Consider the following 21,238-nt stretch of genomic DNA (forward strand, 5'->3'; position numbering starts at 1 on the left):
CTATTATATTCAAAAAATTCGAAAGATTCAATCTTGTCAAAAAATCACCATTATAATTCTTATATGATGCGTATGAGTTTGTCAACACTTTCTTGAAAGTTTGGCAGGATGTCCGTGTACTGCGACCATCGGCAAAAATCATGAACTTTGGAAAATCCAGACGCCGGGCCCCTGAAAATGGGGCCCGGCGTCTCAACACCGCATCTGCTTAGACATCAACTAAGATTATACCTTCCAAACCAGCACCGAATCAATCTCTTTATTTCAAGTTCGCTTAAAAATTCATACAATTGTCCGGCAGGCCAGCCCGTCGCGTCGACGAAATCGTCAATGGTCAAATCGCCATAACGCTCGACGAGGGCAAGCAGCTGTCCGGCTTCTTCAGTCAACTTTGGCCGCTGACGTCTCGGAACATGCCATTCGAGACGGCTGAACAAGTCTTCCGGCGTCGTCAGGATTTGGGCCATATTCTGGATCAGAAAATTCGTACCCGCGCTTTGAGGCGCGTCTATGTTGCCCGGCACGGCAAAGACCTCACGCCCTTGCTGTATGCCGTGGAGCGCGGTGGACATGGTGCCGCTTTTAATCACCGCTTCCACGACGACAAGTCCGGCACTGAGTCCGCTGATCAATCTATTCCGATCCGGAAAAAAGGAAGGATAAGCCGGAGTTCCAGGCGGCTTTTCGCTGAGAATCAGCCCATCCCCGGAAGACAGGATACGTTTCCTCAGGCTCGCGTTGGCGCTGGGGTAATTGATGTCCAGTCCGCAGCCCATTACCGCCAGCGTTGGGCCTTCGTTCTCAAGGGCGGTCAAATGCGCCAGGGCATCTATACCCACGGCGAGCCCGCTGACAGTCATAGCCCCCTGTTCGACAGCAGCTTGCGTCAGCATTTTTGTCACCTTCAGGCCATACTGTGTCGGGTGTCTGGTGCCTACCACCGCGAGGGGCCTTGGATGTCTCAGAAGCTCAAGGTTCCCCCTGGCATAAAGTAAAAGAGGCGGATCCTCAATAGTACTGAGCCGTTCTGGAAAAAGCGGGTGTTCCGGCAGGATCAGACTCATGCCGCTCTTTTCAACCTGCCTCAGCCTGTTTAATATCTCGTCCGGCTTATAGGTTTTAATCAATGACAACCGTTGATCCGGGGTGAGTCCCTCCAGGCGATCAGGGCCATCCCGCAGCAGAGCTTCTATGTCCCCGCAGCTGCTAAGCAGACGTCTGGCAAGATCTCTGTTGATCCCTTTCGCGGACTCCATCCAAAGCGCGCAGGCTGCATAAGCTTTAAAAGTCTCCATGAAGCACCATCCCTTCAGAAAGGTGCTTGGCGCAGACCATATCCTCATCGTCGAGATCAGCTAAGGTTCTGGCCAGTCGAATGACCTGGGTGGCGTCTCTGTAACTGAACCCGTGATCCTTGAATTGATCCTGGAATTTAGTTCGCAGCGCCTCTGACTCAAAAGTTTTAAAAATTTGGTCTATGGGTGCTGCAGCGTTCCGGATGACAGGACTTTCATACCTATGCCTTTGCCGCTGAACCGCAGAGGTCACCATTGCCCTCATGACATGGGAATTCAGCGGGTCATTGCTGCGTAAATCCTCTTCCATATAATCGCTGGTCAGCAGCCGGATATCAAAGCGGTCGCCAAGAGGACCCCTGAATTTGATTTGGTGGCGCTGTACATTTTGAATCTGACAGGTGCAGGGTTGATTTGAACCATAAAAACCGCAGGGACACGGATTGGCGGTTGCCAGCAAAGTAAATCTGGCAGGCAGCCGCAAGGTCTGAAGTGGTCCGCCTATTTCCACAAAGCCTTCATCCAGCGGTCTTTTCAGATCTTCAATGACCGTCTTCGAGAATTCAGTCAGCTCTTCAAAGTAAAGGACACCGTGATTAGCCAGCGTGACCTCCCCTAATTTTCCGGCTGAGGTCCCTGTCAATTCACTTCTTTTAAGCGTGGTCTGAGGCATTCTATAAGGGGCTTTTATTCCAATGGCATCGAGATCCGTTATCACCTGGCCATGAACCTGAAGAACCTCTCTGAGCGCTGTTTCGTCAAGATCTGGAAGGATAGTTGCAAGTCTTCTTGCCAATAAACTTTTACCAGTTCCTGGTGGCCCTACCAAAAGCACATGGTGTTGAGCCGCAGCCGCCGCCATCATGGCTCGCTTGTGGAGCCTGTGTCCGGCAATATCACCATAGTCAATCTCATAAGCCATCCCTTCATTTGGACGGTCCTCAAGACTTTGAGGCACCACAGGGGATAGTGGCTGTTGAAGGTCACTGAGCTGCCTGACGCCCACAATTTCAACACCTGGAAAATATCTTGCTGAAGAAATCTGCTCCGCGGGAATAAAGAACCGTTTGACGCCACTGGCAATGAGCCCCTCCATCATATTATAAAGGCCTTGTACAGCGCAAACTGAGCCGTCCAGTGACAACTCTCCAATAAAGGCATCCTCGCTTTTGATTTCTGGTTTTCCCTCGAGAAGATTCATGATCGCGGCAGCGATCGCCAGGTCAAACTGCGCGCCGCGCTTTGCGAGATGAGATGGGGTCAAGCTCACGACGACTTTTTTGTTGTTGACGCGAAGGCCAACAGAGCGAAGCGCTGAGATAATTCTCATTCGCGATTCTTTCGCGACATGGTCCGGCCTGCCTATGATGTTGAATACCGGAACGCCCTTGCTCATACTAACCTGCACACCTGTCGGGTGCGCTTGTATGCCCTGTGGTGACGCTGACCATACCTGAATGTACATGACAACCTCCAAATGGTATATATTGTTAACGCACTTCCATAATATACCATTTGCATAAATTTGTCACTCACTATTTGTTAATTATAGGTAAAAGCGAGGAAACGTTGCCTGGTGTCTTTTCCCTGCTTTGCTTTTTTCTGTGGCTAACGAATATTGCCCTCTTATCATTGGAAAATAAAAAAAGGGCTGTTCCAAAACCAGCTTTGCGGTTTTGCACCAGCGCCTTTATCCAGTCGAGGTTAAACCTACTCAAATAAAAAATACATCATTTAATTTCAATAGATTCGTGGATATAAACCTTCTTATTTTTCCTGTTAAACATCAAGACCTCAGATAAAAGCTTTTCGTGGTCAATAATTGCCGGACGAATATAAAAGATATTTTTATCATGACCCACTACAACCCATTTTTTATTTCTTCTGGTTCTTGTAATGAATTGAAGATTTTTGTAAAGGATGGTCTGGGTCACTTTGTCTCCAGTACGCAGTTCAATTCTGTCACCTTTGACCTCAATGACCGTCTTCATTTGCTTGAGGCAGTCCTTGAAAAGAAAGAGGGAGACTAATCCCAAGATCGATAAATAGACCCAGTTCCCAAGCATGACGCCAAAAATAATAAACATGGCGCCAACAGCAGCCTGTAAGTAAATTTCGCTTTTTTTATACCGGTACAATATAAAGCGCCCCCCTATTCAGAACCATCTATAAACTGGATTAGCGGTGATGGACGCCCTACACCTTGAATCGTCAGGAAGGACATCCTCATTTCAGTATAATAGACCGGGTGCTCAGACAGATAGCGCCCGGCAGCTTTCTTCATCCTCATGATTTTTCGAGAATCCACCCGTTCCAAGAGTTCATAGTCCTCATCTTTTGTCCGGGAAGCTTTCACTTCAATGATATACAGGATTTTATTCTTCATGGTGATTAAATCGATCTCCGCGCCAGGCACCCTGAAATTCCGGCATAAAATTTCATGTCCGTCAGCGGCCAAAAATGCTGCGGCTTTCTCTTCACCCATGGCTCCAATGATGTTAGACCGCTTCACAGTTTATACCTCCGGCAAATCGTGAAATGACTTCAAGAAGGTCTCCCTGTGCTCAGGGGTCTTGCCATAGGACCTGAGCGCCTCATAATGCCGCTCGGTACCATAGCCCTTGTGCGCGTCAAAGCCGTACTCGGGATACTGGACCGCGAGACGCTTCATGTAGCGATCCCGGGTTACTTTAGCTATAATGGACGCTGCGGCAATGGAGACGCTGCGCTGATCACCCTTGATCAGGGAAAGCTGACTGACAGTGCAGTTTTCAAGCTCCAGGGCGTCAAGAAGCAACGCTTCGGGCGAAATTTCCATAGTCTCGAGGGCGCGTTTTGCCGCCAGTTTGGTTGCCTTCAAAATATTGAGCTCATCTATTTCAGCACAGGTAGCGTAGCCTATGCCAACACTCAGCGCCTTTTCCACGATCTCTTCATACAGCATTTCCCTTACTTTTTCCGACAGTTTTTTGGAATCATCCAGACCATAGATTGGCGCTTCTGGATCCAATATGACAGCCGCAGCGACAACCGGGCCGGCAAGAGGTCCCCTGCCAGCTTCGTCAATACCTGCGACGAGGGGCATACCTTCTTTGGTGAACTGGGCTTCAAAAACTGACATTTGCTTGAATTTGTCAGCTGCTTTTTCCAGTTTCCTCCGTTTAGAAGCGAATTTTTCAAGGAGGGTCTTGGGAACCGGAGTCGCGAGCTGAGCTTCGAGATGCTCAAGGGCCTCCAAAGTCCCAATAGCCTTCAACTTCTCAATGACCTCAGTTGTCTTCATCTACTGCTCCCCGCCGTTCTATAAAGTCATCTGGCCACTCAAGCGACAGACGGCCTATAAGACCTTTTCTGAACTCATCCAGAAGGATTCTGGAAACCTTGTCGTAGTCAATTTCCCCGCCGCCCCGGCGACAGCCTCTGCGCAGGGCTATGGCATCCATGAGCTCAATGGTAGGTGCTGTTGGGTCGACTTCAACGCCATAACGTGCCGTCAAGGCTTCAGCATAGTGCAGCTCCATACGGCGCAGAAGCTCATAGGCCATGTCCTCAATGTTAAGGATATCATCCTTGATGGCGCCTGTCATGGCGAGATTAAGACCCACTTCCCTGGAATCGATTTTTGGCCATAAAATGCCCGGTGTATCAAATAATTCTATATCATCCCGAATCCGGATCCATTGCTTGCCGCGGGTTACCCCCGGCCTGTTACCCGTCTTCGTTGCGCTTTTGCCAACGAGCTTGTTGATAAGGCTCGATTTTCCGACATTGGGAATTCCCACTATCATCACTCGAACCGGTCCCGGGTTCCGTCCCTTTTCAAGATATTTTGCCCGTTTTTCCTTCATGCGGTCGACAATCTGACGCATCAGACGGTCTATGCCGTCGCCATGAACGGCGTCCAGCAACTCAACACTGGCACCTTCTTCTTCAAAATGACGCTTCCACAAGCTGGTGACCTTGGGATCCGCGAGGTCATATTTATTCATGCACACGATACGGGGCTTGCCCTTTGTGAGCTCTGCAATTTGAGGATTTCTGCTGCTCTCCGGAATTCTGGCATCCAGCAGCTCTACAACGACGTCCACCAGTTTGAGATGACTTTGGATCAGTTCCTTGGTCTTCTTCATATGTCCGGGATACCAGTTGATGGTTTGACTCATGAGATTCCCTCCCTTCAGAGAGTTTGTAAAAAATTAAAGGGACTGTTCGACAGTCCCTCCAATTTCGCTTAGATTCTTTCTTTGACCTTAGCGGCTTTGCCGACGCGGTCTCTGATGTAGTTGAGCTTGGCTCTGCGTACTTTACCTCTTCTCGTCACTTCGATCTTTTCGATCTTAGGTGAGTGAAGCGGGAAAGTTTTTTCAACGCCAACACCGGAAGACAGTTTACGTACAGTAAACGTTTCGCGGATCCCGCCGTTCTGGAATTTCATCACAAGGCCTTCGAAGATCTGGATACGCTCACGCTTTCCTTCTACGACTCTAATGTGGACGCGGACCGTATCACCGACTCCGAATTCCGTCACGTCAGTCTTGAGTTGCTCTAATTCAAGAGACTTCAGTATGTTTTGATTCATGGGGCTTACCTCCCTTCTCCAAAGCGGTTCATTAACGGACCTAACCCGCCAGCGGAACAGCCGTAATTCACAAAATTCATTATATCACCGCAAAGTTATGAACACAATCTATTTCAAATACTTTTCGACGATTTTTCGCTTTTTTTTGTCCGTCAGACGATCATAATAGGCACGGAGCATATCCGGCCGCCGCTCACCTGTCAATTTGACAGATTCCTCAAAGCGCCACAGCTCAATATTCTTGTGGTGACCGGACAGCAGGATGTCCGGAATGGCCATGCCTTCATAAACCGCGGGTCTGGTATAGTGGGGATACTCCAGGAGTCCGTCATAGTGGCTCTCCTCCATGTGAGAATCCTCAGTATTGAGAACCCCTTCGATCATTCTTGAAATGGCATCCATAAGGACCATGGCGGGAATTTCACCGCCCGTGAGCACATAATCCCCAATTGAAACCTCATCTGTGACGAAAGTGTCAATCACCCTTTGGTCAATCCCTTCGTAATGTCCACAAACCAAAACCATTCGATCGAGTTTTGAAAAGTCGACCACCATCTGCTGCGTCAACGTTTTGCCCTTTGGGGTCAGGTAAACAATCCTCTCACCCGCCGCCAGACTTTGATCCCGCAGGCAGTCGAAGAGTGGCTGAGGCTTCATCACAAGGCCTGCCCCGCCGCCAAAGGGCGCGTCATCCACCCGTTTGCTTGGGGAGTCCGAATAATCCCGAAAGTTAACGCACTCTACCTCTATATGCCCTTGACCGGCTGCCCTTGCCATAATGCTGGTCGAGGTAAACGCAGAAAACATTTCAGGAAACAGAGTCAGCACTGTGAATTTCACTCAATCATCCCTTCAATCAGGCTGACCAGCACTCGGCCTTCCTCAATGGACACCTTTTTCACGAAAGCTTTGACAACAGGAATATAAAAGTCTGGCTTTCCTTCTCGTGCCACCACGTAGAGATTTTGGGCACCGTTGGTAGAGACATCCTTAATCGTGCCTACATGCCCTTGATGCTCATCAATGACATCAAGGCCAATCAAGTCGACAATGAAGTGCTCACCTTCCTCCAGTGTCCCGTAATCTGCCCTGAGCCTGTAGAGCTCACGATTTTTGTATCTCTCAGCGGCGTTGATGTCGTCAATGCCTTCGAATTTCACAAGCACGAGGCCTTTAACATAACGCACATTTTCGATCTTAAACTTCTTTTCACCCTCACCTTGAACCAGCAGGGTTTCGAATGCTTCAAAGTCCTCCGGCGACGATGTAAAAGCCTTAATTTTCACATCCCCGCGCAGCCCATGTGTATTGACGATCTGCCCTACGACAAAACGGTCCGTTTTATTATTCATTGAGATCTTACCCCCATAGAAAACCGGCCCACTCCTTCAGCAGACGCTGAGAAGTGAGCCGATTCAGGTTATTTATTGAACGATTTCGACGACCACGTGTTTGTTCTCACGGGTTGCCGCCGCTTTGACAACCGTACGCAGCGCTTTCGCGATGCGCCCCTGCTTGCCAATCACTTTACCCATGTCTTCAGGCGCTACCTTGAGTTCAATGACAACTGACGCAGAGGTGACCGTTTCGCTGACCTCAACGCTCTCCGGGTGGTCGACCAGTGCTTCTGCTATGACCTTGACAAGTTCACCCACGGTGATACCTCCTTCTCGAGTCACGCTTTAAAATTACTTAACGAGTTTCTCGTAAACGCCGTGCTTCTTGAAGAGCGCCTTGACGGTTTCAGTAGGTTGTGCGCCGTCATTCAGCCATTTGATGGCCTTTTCTTCGTCAATCTTAATCTGAGCTGGCTCAGAAATAGGATTGTAGTAGCCAATTTGCTCGATGAATTTGCCGTCTCGAGGAGATCTCGAGTCTGCAACCACCAATCTATAAAAAGGCTTTTTCTTAGCACCCATACGCGTCATTCTGATCTTAACTGCCATTTTATACATCACCTCCAAAATTTTAATAATCTATGTGGACCGAGACAATCTCGAAATCCTCCTAACCAAGTATGACCCATTGCAAAACTGCTTGACTAAAACGGCATTCTCATCCCGCCGCGCTTCATGCGCTTATCCATGCCCGCAAACTGTTTCATCATCTTTTTGGTCTGCTCAAACTGCTTCAGGAGCTTGTTGACCTCCTGGACGCTGGTACCGGACCCGGCTGCAATGCGTTTCTTTCTGCTGCCGTTGATGATATTGGGATCCCTGCGCTCTTTAAGGGTCATGGACTGAATGATGGCTTCGAGTCTGACAAAGTCTTTCTCGTCCACCTGAATGTCCTTGAGTGCCTTTTGATTGCCGAGTCCGGGAATCATCCCGAGCAGGTCGCCAATAGGGCCCATTTTTTTCATTTGCTGCAGCTGACTGAGAAAATCCTCAAAGTCGAAGCTGCCCTTTTTCATTTTCTTTTCGAGCTTTCTGGCTTCATCCTCGTCAAAGGTACTCTGGGCCTTTTCTATGAGGGTCAGGACGTCGCCCATCCCCAGAATCCGGGAAGCCATCCGGTCCGGATGGAACTCCTCGAGCTCGCTGAGCTTCTCGCCAACACCGGCGAATTTGATTGGTTTCCCGGTCACCGCCCTGACAGACAGCGCCGCGCCGCCCCGGGTGTCACCATCCAGCTTGGTCATGATCAGACCATCAATGCCCAGCTGCGCGTTAAAGCTCTCCGCGACATTGACAGCATCCTGACCGGTCATGGCATCCACGACGAGTAAAATTTCAGTGGGTCTGGCGGCTTTCTTGATGTCCACCAGCTCATTCATGAGCATTTCGTCAATGTGAAGACGGCCAGCGGTATCCAGAATCACAACGTCATTTCCATAACGCTGGGCGTGGGTTATAGCCGCCTTGGTGATCTCAATGGGACTGATCTCCCCCATGGTAAAGACCGGAATAGCCAGGCTGTCCCCTACCACCTGCAGCTGTTTGATCGCCGCTGGACGGTAAATGTCACACGCCACCAGAAGCGGCTTTTTTCCCTGCTTTTTCAGGTAATTGCCGAGCTTGCCGCAGGTCGTGGTCTTACCGGAACCCTGAAGGCCCACCATCATGTAAACGGAGATGGGGCTCGACGAAAAAGTCAGTTTGCTGCGGGTAGTCCCCATCAGCGTTGTCAGCTCTTCATTGACAATCTTGATAACCTGCTGACCAGGCGTCAGGCTCGACATGACCTCCTGGCCAATCGCACGGTCTGTGACCTTTTGAATAAAATCCTTAACAATTTTAAAGTTGACGTCCGCTTCAAGAAGCGCCAGTTTGACTTCGCGCATGGCAGCCTTGACATCTGCTTCAGTCAGCTTGCCTTTTCCACGGAGCGTCTTAAACGTGTTTTGCAGTTTATCCGCTAAACTTTCAAAAACCAAACGTTGAAACCTCCTAAACCCGGTAGCCGGGGATCTGAATCCGCTTATTCCAAAATGTCGCTCGCTTCCCGGATCAGCTCGGAAATGCGCTCATGCAGTTCGGAAGCCTCTGCCTCTTCACTGATTTTAACGTCAATTTCCCGCATACCATCCACGAGGTGGCGAATGGCTTTTTCCCTCTGTTCGAAACGGGCGGCCATGCCAAGCTTGTCTTCGTACTGATCCAGCTGCTTTTCAGCCCGCTTGATCGTGTCGTAAACCGCTTGTCTGCTGATGCCAAGCTCCTCGGAAATCTCTCCAAAGGACAAGTCCAAAATGCAGTAGTCCTCGAGGATCTCCTGCTGCTTTTCCGTCAGCAGCTGACCGTAAAACTCAAACATAGTGCCGAGCTTGATTTTTTTGTCGAACATTCGAGTCACCGCCAATACTTTCAGTGGTACGTTATATATTGTTGTGCTTTGCACCAGTAAAGGACTTTTACTTTACAGAAGTATTCTAAGGGAATGGGGCCCGCTTGTCAACTCTTTTTTGAATCAAAACGCAGAATCAAAGCCAAGAGCAAGGCTATGCCGATGGTGGTGGGGCCCACGACCATCGGCAGCAGCACTTTCTTTTTATGAAATGTCGAGCAGTGCGTTGACAAACTTCTCCGGATCGAAGGGCTGAAGGTCGTTCAGGCCTTCTCCCACGCCAATGAGCTTGACCGGAATTTCCACCTCGTGGAGAATGGACAGGACGACGCCGCCCTTGGCCGTTCCATCCAGCTTAGTCAAAGCGATCCCAGTAATCTGGGCGGTTTCCTTGAAAATTTTCGCCTGCTGGAGGCCATTCTGCCCCGTCGTCGCGTCAAGGACCAGAAGCACTTCACGCTGCGCCTCAGGATAGTCACGCTCAATGACGCGGAAGATTTTCGCCAGCTCGTTCATGAGATTTTTTTTGTTGTGTAGGCGCCCGGCGGTGTCGCAGATCAACACGTCTGTCTTCCTCGCCTTGGCGGCCTGGATCGCGTCATAGACGACTGCGGCGGGGTCTGACCCCTCCTGGTGGGCTATGACGGGTACGCCGGAGCGTTCGCCCCAGATTTTGAGCTGATCAATGGCAGCTGCCCTGAAGGTATCTGCTGCAGCCAGCATGACCGTCTTTCCTTCGAGATTGAGTTTGTGGGCAATTTTGCCTATTGTCGTGGTCTTTCCTGCCCCGTTGACGCCAATCACGAAGAGGATGGCTGGACTCTGGTCAATATTGAGGTGATTGTCCGAATGGGCTTTGAGGGTGTCGACCATGACATCCCGCAGGACGGTCTTGACCTGCGAAGCGTCTGAGATGCGGCGCTCCACCAGGGCCTTTTTCAGGTTGTCGATCAGGGACATGGTCGTTTCCATGCCTATATCCGCTGTGATCAGGATCTCTTCCAGCTCTTCGTAGAGCTCCTCGTCAATCTTGCCATAATCGTTCAGCAGGAGGTCAATGCGATCCGTGATCACTTTGCTGGTTTTACTGAGACCGGCTTTGAGGCGTTCGAAAAAGCCTGGGGCAGAAGCCCTTTCAGCGGCAGCGGCTTCTTTTGCCTCTTCAGATGCTTCAACGGCTTTTTCTATTTCTTCCGTTTCTTCTGTTTCTTCATGAAACTGTACAGTATCCTCAACGATTTCAGGCGTTTCAGGCGCTTCTGGCACTTCAATTGATACAGGCGTTTCAGCCTCAGCCTCTGTCTCTGCCTCGATTTGAACCGTGGCTTCAGAGTCTTCTATCCATGCATGCTCTGTCTTCCTGGCTTCCTCAGCTACAGCGGCTTCCGTTGGGGTTATCTCTGTCTGAAGTTCTGCGCTCTCAGCTTCATTGGAGTCCTGGCCGTATTCACTGTCCAGCGTTTTTGGAGCTGCTTCGGAGGATTCCTCAGAGGTTGATACCGGCGTTTCTTCCGAAGCTTCTTCCGAAGCTCCCTCAGAAGCGCCTTCCGCGGCCTCCTGAGATGCTTTTTCCACATTTTCTTCCTCAGGGATCTCCATAAGTTTCGAGATCCACTTCTTAAATAGTCCAGCCAAACTGAATCATCCTTTCTTAGCGTGCTTTCGTTTGCCCAGTTGCATTTTGAAGGGACTGTGATAACCGGCCAAAACACCTCCCGGCGTCAGCTGACGGCGATTTCCTCAAGCTTGACCGAAACGACCCTGGATACCCCATATTCCTCCATAGTAACGCCATAAAGCGCATCCGCGATTTCCATGGTACCTTTACGATGGGTGATCACGACAAATTGAGCCTTCTCGGAGACGTCCTTCAAATACAGGGCAAAGCGGTCAACATTGACATCATCCAGCGCCGCTTCTATCTCATCCAAAACACAAAATGGCGCCGGCTTAACCTCCAATATGGCAAACAACAGCGCAATCGCGGTGAGCGCCTTTTCTCCACCTGACAGCAGGTGCAAATGCTGCAGTTTTTTCCCTGGCGGCTGCACATAAATCTCAATGTCGCTTTCAAGCGGATCCGAAGGGTCACTGAGCCGGACCTGAGCCGTTCCGCCACTGAAAAGTCTCTTGAAGGTTCTTTGAAACGCCTCGCCAATCAGAGCGAAGCTGTCCCTGAACTGCGCTTTCATGGCATGGTCCAGCTCTCTGATGACTTTCTTGAGGGCCTGCTCCCCTTGAATCAGATCATCCATTTGGCCTTTCATGAAGCTGTAGCGCTCTGATACTTCTTCATATTCCTTGATCGCGCTGACGTTGACATCACCCAGTGCTTTTAACTTGCTTCTCAAAGCTTTGGTCTGTGTTTGAGCTGTACTCAGGTCGACCTCGAGAGGCTTTTGTCTGGCTTCTTCCAAATCGATTTCATATTTATCATACAGCTGCGTCAACAAAGATGCCCGCTCAAGCAGATATCTTTCACGCTGCATTTCCACACGGTGCAGCGCCTCCCGCTGCATTTCCAGGACTTCACTCTTCTGAGTGACACTCTGGCGCAGCGCTGTAAGCTCCACTCTGCCGGCTTCCCGCTGGCTGGCAATTTCTGCCCGTTCAGCTTCCAGTTTTTGAAGGAGAACCCTGAGTTCAATTTTTTTCTCAAAGCTCTCAGCTTTTAACCTTACAGTTTCTCTGCGGTCCGCTTCAAGCTGTTTAAGACGCGACGCCGCAAGCTCTGCGCGATCCACTGAGCGAAGACGCGTTTCTTCAACACGCCTTAGCTCCTTGGTTATGCTGCTCAAGCTTTGCTCCTGAGTTGCTGTATCCACCCTAATACCGCTCAGTTGTTCGGAAAGCACTTCGTAAGCTGTCCTCAGCTCAATGCGCCGCGCTTCCTGCGCCATGACCACACTCTCAAGCTCTGAAGAGGAAGCCTTCCACCCTTCAATGTCCTTTTCGAGGGCTGCGTTTTCCTCCCGTATCCTCAGCACGTGATCCGACTGCTCGTCCCGCTCTTTATCAAGCCGCTCTATCCTATCCTGCAGGCGCTTCTGATCTTCCGTCAGCGCCGTTTCTTTAAACTCAAACGCCGCTATTTCTGTGTCGACAGCAGTCACCTCAGCGGCCAGTTCCTGGCGGACAAGGTCTTCACCCTCCACTTGAGCTTTCAGTGACGCGAGATCCTGATCAAGGGTTTTCAAACTTTCGCTGCGGGCTTTGATCTGTTCCTTAAGCAGCGAGATCTTTCCCTTCCTGGCAAGGACACCGCCGGATTGCTGGCGTGATCCCCCGGTAATGCTGCCGCTTGGGCTGAAGACCTCGCCCGCTTTAGTGACCAGCCGCCATTTGCCCCCAGTTCTTCTGAAGGCTTCAACGGCCTCATCATAAGCTTCAAAGACAGCCGTTCTTCCTATCAGGTGACGCACTGCGGGCTGAATAGCTTCGGGCGCTTCTACGAGACTGTCCGCCATGCCCACAAATCCTTGCAGTCCCTCAAGCTGGGAAGCATTACCCTGTGACTTTCCAACCAGGCTCAGCGGCAAAAAGGTTACGCGGCCCAGCTGCTTGGCTTTAAGGCGTTCAATAAGACCCTTAGCCGTCTTTTCGTTGTCACAGATGACATTCTGCGCGCCTCTGCCGAGGGCTACTTCAATAGCCGTCTCGTAGCCCTTGCTGACCTGAATCTTCTCCGCAAGGACGCCCAGGACGCCCTGAGCGGCACTGCTGGACGCCGGATCCCTTTTAAGATCCTGCATCAGACGTTTGACGCTGAGATCATAGCCTTCGTAATTTTTCTCCAGGTTCTCCAGTGCTTCACGCTCCGCCATAAGCTTGTGCCTGTGGTTTTCCTCGTGCCCCTTCTTCTCTTCAAGGCACCTCAGCTGATCAATGCGGCTCTGGCGTTCAGCTGCCTGAACTTCAACTTTGCCCATCAAAGCATTTCGTCGTTTGAGTGCCTGTTCCTTCAGCCCTGCCGTTTCCCTCAGCCTCTGAGACACTGCCCCAAGCTGAGCGCCTGCGCTTGAAGCTTCCTGAGTAAGGGACTCAATGCGTTCTTCCAGGTGGCCAATATAATCCCGTTTGACACGAATCTCGGACGCGGCCCGTTCAGATTTTGAGATCAGTGCGATCGCTTCGCTTCTGGCTCCGGATTCTACGGTTTCAAGCTCTGTCAGCGTCCTGGCCAAGGCTTCCATGGCCGCTTGTCTTTCATTGAGTACTGCTCTGAGAGAGGCCAGTTTTTCCGTCACCTGAAGCTCAGCTTCAGCAAGTGCCCGTCCTTCGACTTCGAGGGCCGTCTGCTCGCCCTTTTCCTGATCCAGGGTTTCCTGAAGCCTGCCGTATTCAAGTTCTGCGTTTCTGAGTTTTTCATCCCAAAGCGCAAGATCACCGTCCAGCGCCTTGTCCTCGTTATTGAACTTCAAACGGTCATCTTCGAGACTCTGCCAATGCTGCTCCATGCTGTTAAGGGTTTCTTCCAGTGTGGCCAGCCGTTCCTTGTTCCCAGTCAGCGCCTGTTCTTCTGCTTCTTTTTCTTCTGAGATCCGGTCGTACTCCCCAATAACCTTGTCCAATTTCACAGTCAATTTATCATAATCCGCCAAAAAAACAGCCACTTCAATTTCCCTGAGCGCTTCACTCAGTGACACAAAAGTCTTAGCCTTTTCACTTTCCTGTTCCAGCGGGCCAAGCCTGGATTTGAGGTCCATACTCAAATCCTCGAGCCTCATAAGGTTCAGCTCTGTGTTGTCCAGCTTCTTGAGGGCTTCCCTCTTTTTTTGTTTGTACTTGACAATCCCGGCTGCCTCTTCAAAGATCATCCTCCGGTCTTCAGAACTGCCGCTGATAATAGAGTCAATCCGTCCCTGACCAATCAGGGAATAACCCTCGGTCCCTACGCCAGTATCCATGAAAAGCTCCCTGACATCTTTTAGCCGGCATGGGGCATCATTGATCAAGTATTCGCTTTCACCCGACCTGTAGAGTCTTCTGGCGAGCACAATCTCGCTGAAATCAATGGGAAATCTGCGGTCCTCATTGGAAAAGTGAAGGGAGACCTCTGCCACGCCCAGCGCCGAACGCCTATGGGTACCATTGAAAATGACATCCTCCATCTTGGCGCCTCTAAGAGTTTTAACCTTCTGTTCACCGAGCACCCAGCGGATCGCGTCCGTTATGTTGCTTTTGCCGCTGCCATTAGGCCCTACGACACAGGTCAGGCCCTGCATCAGATCTATTGTGGTCCGGTCCGCAAACGACTTGAATCCCTTAAGCTCAATTTTCTTCAGATACATGCCGTCACCTCCCGCGTTTATCTTTTTCTTGAATGATCCGGATGACATACCGCATCTCTGGAACCGTGTCATCCCGGATGATCTTGCAGCCCACGACACCATAATTGCTTTTGAGATGGATCAAATTGCTCTTATTATGTCCGGCAAAGCTGCCCGGCGCCCGACTGTGTACCCGGGCTTCAAGCCTCTCGCCACGCCACTCAAATCGCATAACATCCTGATCCAGCTGCGCTTTGAATCTGTAACTGTCCACCAGGGTTCTGAACGCTGGATGATGCGGGCCTGCCAGCACCTCACCGGAGCCACGCAGCATTTCGTTTTCCTGAAGTCCTATACGGATCAATTGAAGTGGAGAACCGGCCTTTTCAGCATTCATAGCGTCAACTGCTTCCATCATCCTGGCGACGCGCTGAACCGCCATCTCCAGAGTCAAAGGGCTATAGTCGCCTTGCAAGAACATTTTTTCAAGCATTGTGCCTTTCAGCACTAAGGTTGGATAAATTCTGAGCGTCGTTGCACCTAAACGAAAGGCCTCAGACACACCCTTCAAGTCCGTCAGGGCTGAGTCTCCCGGAAGGCCAACCATAATCTGAAGCCCCAGGTCAATGTCCGCCTCCAGGATCATACGGCTGGACACCTCAATATCCCTCACACAGTGCCCCCTCTGTGACATAGAAAGCACCCGGTCATCAAACGACTGGGCGCCGAGCTCAATCCGGCTGACGCCGAATGCCTTAAGCGTTTTTAAATGATCTGGATCAATGGCATCCGGCCGGGTCGAAAGTCTCAGAGCGTTAATGCTTCCCCGTTTTCGGTAAGTGTCCGCAAGCTCAAGATATTTCATTTGGAGAGATAAGGGCAGTGCCGTAAAACTCCCGCCATAAAAAGCGAGTTCGTGACCGGCACCATTTCCTGATCTGCCGAGCCAATCCTCAATTTCAGTACGGGCGGCTTCTACGGAGATTTTTCCCTCTCCAATCCCGGTGATCGTCTTTTGATTGCAAAATACACATTGGTTGGGACATCCCAGGTGAGGAATAAAGATAGGAATGATCATGAGCCTGATATCTCCAATGATGCAATTGCCGCTCTGGCGGCCTCTTGCTCGGCTTCCTTTTTGCTCCGGCCCTGTCCCGCGCCAACAACTTCTTCATTGAGCAGCACCTGGGTATGGAAGACTTTACTGTGATCCGGCCCTTCCTCACGCACAATTTCATAGCGGATTCTATTGTCTCTTTGGGTTTGTATGAGTTCCTGCAAATGGGTCTTATAGTCGAGAAATACTTTTCCGCTAATCGCATCTTGAAGGGGTTTTTCCATTTGCTGACACACAAAGCGTGCTGCCGTTTCCATACCACTGTCCAAATAAATAGCAGCGATCAGCGCTTCGAATGCATCCGCCAAAATCGACGCTCTTTGTCTGCCGCCCGTCATTTCTTCTCCACGGCCAAAGCGCATGGCTTCTCCAAGCTTCATTCGCTTGGCGCAGTCGCTTAGCGTCGCCTCGCAGACCACTTTCGCTCGTATTTTAGTGAGCTCCCCTTCAGGAAGTTCTGTGTAAAGCTTAAACAATCGTTCACTGATGGCAATACTTAAAACTGCGTCCCCTAAAAATTCAAGCCGTTCATTGTTTTGCACGTTCTCGTTGCGGCGTTCATTGGAATAGGAACTGTGGGTCAGCGCCTCAATCAGGAGCTTTCTGTCCTTAAACCGGTGGCCCACTACACTTTCAAAATGCTTATAATCCATTAATCTACAACCCTTTCAGCGGCAAAACGCTTTCTAAACCCACTGCACGGAATGTGCTTAAAAAGCGCTTTTTCCAGATCCCTATCAGAGCTATTTTATAGGTTTTCAATGAAAAACACAACTCATAAGAAAAAACCTGCCGGCTTTTTTGATCAGCCGGCAGGCCAGTGAATGTGTCAAGGTGTTTTACAACGCTTTTAGGCTTAGTCTCTGTACTTCTTTAGGATCAGCGTCGCGTTGTGACCGCCAAAACCGAGGGAATTGGACAGCGCATATTCAACCTCTGCTTCACGACCCTGGTTAGCCAATACTTCAAGTCCAATTTCCGGATCAATGTTTTGAATCCCCATGGTACCGTGCATATAGTTTTCATGCGTTGCCAGCAAGCAGGCAACCGCTTCAACAGCACCGGAAGCGCCAAGAAGATGTCCTGTCATGGATTTGGTGGAAGACACGCAGAGGTTCTTGACGTGCTCGCCAAAAACAGATTTGATGGCCATGGACTCAAATTTATCATTGTAAGGCGTTGACGTACCGTGGGCATTGATATAATTGATAGCCGACGGTTCAATACCAGCATCCGCAATGGCGGACATCATGGACCTGGCCGCGCCTTCGCCGCCTGGTGCAGGACTTGTAATGTGATAGGCGTCCGCGCTCATTCCAAAGCCGGCAACCTCACCGAGAATTCTCGCGCCTCTTGCCAGTGCATGCTCAAGGGATTCAAGCAACAGAATACCAGAGCCTTCCCCCATGACAAAGCCATCACGGTCAACGTCAAAAGGCCGGCTGGCTGTTTTAGGATCATCATTTCTCGTCGACATAGCTTTCATGCTGCAGAAGCCCGCAATACCAAAAGGCGTTATGGAAGCCTCGGTCCCGCCAGCCAATACCAAGTCAGCATCCCCGCGCTGGATCAGCCTGAAGCCTTCACCAATTGCGTTGGTTCCTGAAGCGCACGCTGTAACGACACAGTAGTTAGGGCCTTTTGCATTCAGAGCCATGGAAACCGCCCCTGCCGCCATGTTTCCAATCATCATGGGGATCAGGAAAGGACTGACCCGCCCAGGACCTTTCGCCATCAGCTTGGCATGTTCTTCTTCCATTGTCTGCAGTCCGCCAATACCCGAACCGACAACACATCCAAAACGGTTGGCGTCTATAGCCTCGAGATCAAGGCCGCCGTCTTCCACTGCCATCTTAGCCGCAGCGACCGCAAACTGTGTAAAGCGGTCCATACGCTTGGTTTCCTTTTTTGGTATGTAGTTTTCCGGCACAAAATCCTCGATTTCCGCAGCGACCTGCGTCGTGTACTCCGAAGCGTCGAAAGATTTAATGGGTTTGATCCCGCAAACGCCCTCACGCAAGGCCTTCCAGTAATTTTCACGGCCTGTGCCTATTGGCGTGATCGCGCCAGCACCTGTTATGACTACTCTTTTATTCAAATGACTTCCCTCCCGAGACATGGTACCTATTGAAAAAGGGGCAGCGCGTGCCCCTCATTCCTTATTTATTCTGCTTTTTTGGATTTAATGAAGTTGTAGATATCTCCAATATTCTTGAAGTTCTCAGCTGCTTCATCCGGAATTTCAATATCAAACTCATCTTCAAAAGCCATAATGATCTCAACGGCGTCAAGAGAGTCTGCTTCGAGATCTGCCATCAGAGACGTTGACTCCGTAATGACGACATCCTCGTCGAGTCCGAGCTGATCGATAATAATTTCTTTGATTCTTTCAAACATAATGTCCACCTGTCCTTATCTTATTTTGTTTGTTTTTTTCTTAATGAACTAAGATGTATAGACTATACCAGTAAAAGTCTATTAAATCAACATGCCGCCATCGACATGAATGACTTGCCCTGTCATGTAGGCACTGTCCTGGGAACTCAGGAAGCACACAACCTTTGCCACATCCTCAGGCGTACCCGCGCGGCCAAGGGGAATTTGGGAAGCAAAATTTGCAATCGCATCCTCGTTCAGCACACTGGTCATATCCGTCAGAATATATCCAGGTGCTACCGCGTTGACTCTGACACCCCGTGACGCGAATTCTCTGGCTAAAGATTTTGTTAATCCTATGACGCCCGCTTTGCTGGCGCTGTAATTGGCCTGGCCGGCATTGCCCATGATCCCAACGACCGAAGTAAGGTTGACCATAACGCCGCTTCTCTGCTTCAGCATCAGTTTGCCTACGGCTTTACTCATGAGAAAAGTGCCTTTTAGATTGACATTCATGACGTCGTCCCAATCCGCTTCTTTCATGCGAATGAGAAGATTGTCCTTGGTGATGCCAGCATTGTTGACCAGAACGTCTATGCGGCCAAACTTTTTCACGGCTTCTGAGGTGAGCCGCTCCGCGTCTTCGGCCTTAGAAATATCCGCCTGTACTGCAATTGCCTCGCAGCCCATAGCTTCGAGCTCCTCAACGAGGGCCTTTGCCTTCTCCTCACTGGAGGTATAATTGACGACAAGCTTGGCGCCCTTTCCGGCGAATTCAAGGCTGATCGCCCTTCCAATGCCACGAGTGCCACCGGTAACAAGAACTACTTGATCTTTAAACATCAGCATTTCCACCTCCTGTCTTCAATTTTTCAGCAAGAACCTCGAGATCTTCTGGATTCTCAACATTGTATACTTGAACGTCTTTGTCAATTTTTCGTATAAATTTAGTCAAAGCATTGCCAGGGCCAACCTCAATAAAGGTCGTGATGCCGTCTCTGACCATGGATGCCACGCAGTCCTCCCAAAGAACGGAATTGAAGACCTGTTTTACAAGGTTTTCTCTCACATCTGTTTCAGGATCAAGCCGGTCACCAGTAACATTGGAATAAACCGGATGAACTGCAGGTTTAAAGCTGTACTTCAGCATTTCCTGCCGGAGCTTTTCCCCGGCACCCAGCAGCATACTGGTGTGAAATGGCGCAGAGACTGGAAGGAGCACTGCTTTCTTTGCACCATAACGCTTCGAAATTTCAATGGCCTGTTTGACGGCATCAATTTCACCGGCCACAACGACCTGCTTAGGACAATTAAAATTGGCGGGTTCGCAAATGCCAAAGACAGAGGCCTCTTCACAGACCTTCAGGACATCATCACGTTCAACGCCGAGAAGCGCCGCCATGCCGCCTTTGCCAACAGGCACTTCTTCCTGCATGTATTGACCGCGTTTCCTGACAATGCGCACTGCATCTTCAAAGTTCATAGCTTCTGCGGCTACCAGCGCTGTATACTCCCCCAGAGAAAGTCCGGCAAAAGCATCTGCCTCAAGGCCGAGTTTTTCTTTGACAGCCGTATAGATCGCGTAACTTACTGTTAATATGGAAGGCTGTGTGTTTTCAGTTTTTTGAAGGGCTTCTTCGCTGCTGTCAAAGCAAAGCGCGCTCATGTCCAAATCCAGGCTTTTCCCGGCACGCTCAAAAACGGCTTTCGCGCTCTCCGACTGTTCTGCGAAGGCTTTCCCCATACCAACATACTGGGCACCCTGGCCCGGAAATACAAATGCAATTTTACCCACTTAACTTGCCTCCTACCACTTCATGACGGTGGCGCCCCAAGTCAAACCGCCACCAAAACCAACCATGACCACATGATCGCCTTCATTGAGCTTGCCCTGAGTCACAGCTTCGTGAAGCGCGACTGGAATCGACGCCGCTGACATGTTTCCGTATTTATCCAGATTGACCTGTACCTTTTCCATAGGCAGCTGCAGTCGCTTTGCCGCAGCGAGAATGATGCGCTCATTCGCCTGGTGAGGGACGAGAAAATCTATTTCATCAAAAGAAAGTCCCGAGTTTTCTATTGCTCTCAGAGAAGCGTTCTCCATGACGCGAACGGCAAACTTGAAGACCTCTTTGCCCTCCATTTTAAGGAAGTGCTCCCGTGCTTCCACCGTTTCGTGTGTCGCGGGCTTTTCACTTCCGCCCGCCGGCATGTAAAGATACTTGCCGCCAGCGCCGTCTGACCCAAGGTCAAAACCGAGAAGTCCACGGCTGTCATCTTCAGAAGGCCCAACGACGACGGCGCCTGAGCCATCTCCGAAGAGGACACAGGTGTTGCGGTCTTTGATGTCAATAATCTTTGACATGACTTCCGTGCCAATCACCAGAGCGTATTTGTACATTCCCGAAGCAATGAACCGGTCTGCGACAGCAAGGCCATAGAGGAATCCTGAACAGGCCGCTTCGAGGTCGAAGGCTGCTGCTTTGGTCGCGCCAATCTTATCTTGAACGATACAGGCCGTTGCAGGGAATACCATATCTGGTGTAATAGTTGCCACAATGATCAGATCGATCTGATCTGCGGTGATGCCCGCATTTTTGAGGGCCATCTCAGAAGCCTGGATGGATAGTGAGGAGTTGGTAACGTCACCATCGGCAAAGCGTCTTTCAGAGATGCCGGTACGTGTACGAATCCATTCATCCGTGGTTTCAACGAGCTTTTCCATATCAAAATTGGTCACAATGCGTTCAGGGACAGCCATGCCGGTGCCAAGAATGCGACTCTTTCGGTTGATCAAAATATCATCTCCAGCTGT

At 50.3% G+C, this 21,238-nt stretch carries 22 protein-coding genes; all 22 read right to left on the reverse strand.

Annotated elements, in window-relative coordinates; translation table 11 throughout:
* Positions 1 to 215: 215 nt before the first annotated feature.
* Positions 216 to 1,295, reverse strand: a complete 1,080-nt coding sequence (gene dprA / locus BLP63_RS02255; protein WP_170829238.1) for a DNA-processing protein DprA — start codon at positions 1,293 to 1,295, stop codon at positions 216 to 218.
* Positions 1,282 to 2,760 (reverse strand): ATP-binding protein, encoded by a 1,479-nt coding sequence (locus BLP63_RS02260; protein WP_092589267.1) that lies wholly within the window; start codon positions 2,758 to 2,760, stop codon positions 1,282 to 1,284. Before BLP63_RS02260 ends, dprA begins: the two co-directional genes overlap by 14 nt.
* Before the next feature lie 265 nt (positions 2,761 to 3,025).
* Positions 3,026 to 3,433 carry a hypothetical protein gene (locus BLP63_RS02265; RefSeq protein WP_092589268.1) on the reverse strand — a complete coding sequence of 136 codons (408 nt, stop codon included), beginning with the start codon at positions 3,431 to 3,433 and terminating at the stop codon, positions 3,026 to 3,028.
* A gap of 14 nt (positions 3,434 to 3,447) precedes the next feature.
* Positions 3,448 to 3,807, reverse strand: a complete 360-nt coding sequence (locus BLP63_RS02270) for a YraN family protein (protein ID WP_207646398.1) — start codon at positions 3,805 to 3,807, stop codon at positions 3,448 to 3,450.
* A 3-nt stretch (positions 3,808 to 3,810) separates the two neighbouring features.
* Complete coding sequence (locus BLP63_RS02275) at positions 3,811 to 4,578, reverse strand: ribonuclease HII (RefSeq protein ID WP_092589269.1); 768 nt, start codon at positions 4,576 to 4,578, stop codon at positions 3,811 to 3,813.
* Complete coding sequence (gene ylqF / locus BLP63_RS02280) at positions 4,565 to 5,458, reverse strand: ribosome biogenesis GTPase YlqF (RefSeq protein ID WP_092589270.1); 894 nt, start codon at positions 5,456 to 5,458, stop codon at positions 4,565 to 4,567. The genes BLP63_RS02275 and ylqF overlap by 14 nt, the downstream gene beginning before the upstream one ends.
* A gap of 68 nt (positions 5,459 to 5,526) precedes the next feature.
* On the reverse strand, positions 5,527 to 5,874 hold the full coding sequence (gene rplS / locus BLP63_RS02285; RefSeq protein ID WP_092589271.1) for a 50S ribosomal protein L19: 348 nt from the start codon (positions 5,872 to 5,874) through the stop codon (positions 5,527 to 5,529).
* A gap of 108 nt (positions 5,875 to 5,982) precedes the next feature.
* Positions 5,983 to 6,714, reverse strand: a complete 732-nt coding sequence (gene trmD / locus BLP63_RS02290) for a tRNA (guanosine(37)-N1)-methyltransferase TrmD (RefSeq protein ID WP_092589272.1) — start codon at positions 6,712 to 6,714, stop codon at positions 5,983 to 5,985.
* Entirely contained in the window at positions 6,711 to 7,226 is a 516-nt protein-coding gene (gene rimM / locus BLP63_RS02295) for a ribosome maturation factor RimM (RefSeq protein ID WP_092589273.1), read from the reverse strand. The genes trmD and rimM overlap by 4 nt, the downstream gene beginning before the upstream one ends.
* 72 nt (positions 7,227 to 7,298) lie before the next feature.
* Positions 7,299 to 7,529 (reverse strand): KH domain-containing protein, encoded by a 231-nt coding sequence (locus BLP63_RS02300; RefSeq protein ID WP_092589274.1) that lies wholly within the window; start codon positions 7,527 to 7,529, stop codon positions 7,299 to 7,301.
* Between the two features lie 33 nt (positions 7,530 to 7,562).
* Positions 7,563 to 7,820: a 30S ribosomal protein S16 gene (gene rpsP / locus BLP63_RS02305; protein WP_092589275.1), complete on the reverse strand. Its 258-nt coding sequence runs from the start codon at positions 7,818 to 7,820 to the stop codon at positions 7,563 to 7,565.
* A 95-nt stretch (positions 7,821 to 7,915) separates the two neighbouring features.
* Entirely contained in the window at positions 7,916 to 9,250 is a 1,335-nt protein-coding gene (gene ffh, locus BLP63_RS02310; RefSeq protein WP_092589276.1) for a signal recognition particle protein, read from the reverse strand.
* 44 nt (positions 9,251 to 9,294) lie between these two features.
* Positions 9,295 to 9,660 carry a YlxM family DNA-binding protein gene (gene ylxM / locus BLP63_RS02315; RefSeq protein WP_092589277.1) on the reverse strand — a complete coding sequence of 122 codons (366 nt, stop codon included), beginning with the start codon at positions 9,658 to 9,660 and terminating at the stop codon, positions 9,295 to 9,297.
* Positions 9,661 to 9,864: 204 nt separating this feature from the next.
* The gene (gene ftsY / locus BLP63_RS02320) at positions 9,865 to 11,295 is read right to left on the reverse strand and encodes a signal recognition particle-docking protein FtsY (protein ID WP_242870758.1); all 1,431 of its coding nucleotides are present in this window, start codon (positions 11,293 to 11,295) and stop codon (positions 9,865 to 9,867) included.
* An 86-nt stretch (positions 11,296 to 11,381) separates the two neighbouring features.
* A complete protein-coding gene (gene smc / locus BLP63_RS02325) occupies positions 11,382 to 14,951 on the reverse strand; it encodes a chromosome segregation protein SMC (protein WP_170829239.1) in 3,570 nt (1,189 codons plus the stop codon).
* A gap of 4 nt (positions 14,952 to 14,955) precedes the next feature.
* Positions 14,956 to 16,008, reverse strand: a complete 1,053-nt coding sequence (locus BLP63_RS02330) for an elongator complex protein 3 (protein WP_092589280.1) — start codon at positions 16,006 to 16,008, stop codon at positions 14,956 to 14,958.
* Positions 16,005 to 16,700, reverse strand: coding sequence for a ribonuclease III (gene rnc, locus BLP63_RS02335; RefSeq protein ID WP_092589281.1), 696 nt, complete (start codon positions 16,698 to 16,700; stop codon positions 16,005 to 16,007). The genes BLP63_RS02330 and rnc overlap by 4 nt, the downstream gene beginning before the upstream one ends.
* Positions 16,701 to 16,903: 203 nt before the next feature.
* On the reverse strand, positions 16,904 to 18,145 hold the full coding sequence (gene fabF, locus BLP63_RS02340) for a beta-ketoacyl-ACP synthase II (RefSeq protein ID WP_092589282.1): 1,242 nt from the start codon (positions 18,143 to 18,145) through the stop codon (positions 16,904 to 16,906).
* A 65-nt stretch (positions 18,146 to 18,210) separates the two neighbouring features.
* Positions 18,211 to 18,444, reverse strand: a complete 234-nt coding sequence (gene acpP, locus BLP63_RS02345; protein WP_092589283.1) for an acyl carrier protein — start codon at positions 18,442 to 18,444, stop codon at positions 18,211 to 18,213.
* 81 nt (positions 18,445 to 18,525) lie between these two features.
* The gene (gene fabG, locus BLP63_RS02350; protein ID WP_330387059.1) at positions 18,526 to 19,272 is read right to left on the reverse strand and encodes a 3-oxoacyl-[acyl-carrier-protein] reductase; all 747 of its coding nucleotides are present in this window, start codon (positions 19,270 to 19,272) and stop codon (positions 18,526 to 18,528) included.
* The gene (gene fabD / locus BLP63_RS02355; protein WP_092589284.1) at positions 19,259 to 20,218 is read right to left on the reverse strand and encodes an ACP S-malonyltransferase; all 960 of its coding nucleotides are present in this window, start codon (positions 20,216 to 20,218) and stop codon (positions 19,259 to 19,261) included. The genes fabG and fabD overlap by 14 nt, the downstream gene beginning before the upstream one ends.
* Before the next feature lie 12 nt (positions 20,219 to 20,230).
* The gene (locus BLP63_RS02360) at positions 20,231 to 21,220 is read right to left on the reverse strand and encodes a beta-ketoacyl-ACP synthase III (RefSeq protein ID WP_278278111.1); all 990 of its coding nucleotides are present in this window, start codon (positions 21,218 to 21,220) and stop codon (positions 20,231 to 20,233) included.
* Between the last annotated feature and the right edge of the window lie 18 nt (positions 21,221 to 21,238).

The sequence above is a fragment of the Acidaminobacter hydrogenoformans DSM 2784 genome, assembly GCF_900103005.1.
GTDB classification, from domain to species: domain Bacteria; phylum Bacillota; class Clostridia; order Peptostreptococcales; family Acidaminobacteraceae; genus Acidaminobacter; species Acidaminobacter hydrogenoformans.

What these genes read in the sequence shown, in the direction of transcription:
- dprA (WP_170829238.1), bottom strand. Translation starts at nt 1,295, where the DNA reads ATGGAGACTTTTAAAGCTTATGCAGCCTGCGCGCTTTGGATGGAGTCC.
- BLP63_RS02260 (WP_092589267.1), bottom strand. Translation starts at nt 2,760, where the DNA reads ATGTACATTCAGGTATGGTCAGCGTCACCACAGGGCATACAAGCGCAC.
- BLP63_RS02275 (WP_092589269.1), bottom strand. Translation starts at nt 4,578, where the DNA reads ATGAAGACAACTGAGGTCATTGAGAAGTTGAAGGCTATTGGGACTTTG.
- ylqF (WP_092589270.1), bottom strand. Translation starts at nt 5,458, where the DNA reads ATGAGTCAAACCATCAACTGGTATCCCGGACATATGAAGAAGACCAAG.
- rplS (WP_092589271.1), bottom strand. Translation starts at nt 5,874, where the DNA reads ATGAATCAAAACATACTGAAGTCTCTTGAATTAGAGCAACTCAAGACT.
- rimM (WP_092589273.1), bottom strand. Translation starts at nt 7,226, where the DNA reads ATGAATAATAAAACGGACCGTTTTGTCGTAGGGCAGATCGTCAATACA.
- rpsP (WP_092589275.1), bottom strand. Translation starts at nt 7,820, where the DNA reads ATGGCAGTTAAGATCAGAATGACGCGTATGGGTGCTAAGAAAAAGCCT.
- ylxM (WP_092589277.1), bottom strand. Translation starts at nt 9,660, where the DNA reads ATGTTCGACAAAAAAATCAAGCTCGGCACTATGTTTGAGTTTTACGGT.
- smc (WP_170829239.1), bottom strand. Translation starts at nt 14,951, where the DNA reads ATGTATCTGAAGAAAATTGAGCTTAAGGGATTCAAGTCGTTTGCGGAC.
- BLP63_RS02330 (WP_092589280.1), bottom strand. Translation starts at nt 16,008, where the DNA reads ATGATCATTCCTATCTTTATTCCTCACCTGGGATGTCCCAACCAATGT.
- rnc (WP_092589281.1), bottom strand. Translation starts at nt 16,700, where the DNA reads ATGGATTATAAGCATTTTGAAAGTGTAGTGGGCCACCGGTTTAAGGAC.
- acpP (WP_092589283.1), bottom strand. Translation starts at nt 18,444, where the DNA reads ATGTTTGAAAGAATCAAAGAAATTATTATCGATCAGCTCGGACTCGAC.
- fabG (WP_330387059.1), bottom strand. Translation starts at nt 19,272, where the DNA reads ATGCTGATGTTTAAAGATCAAGTAGTTCTTGTTACCGGTGGCACTCGT.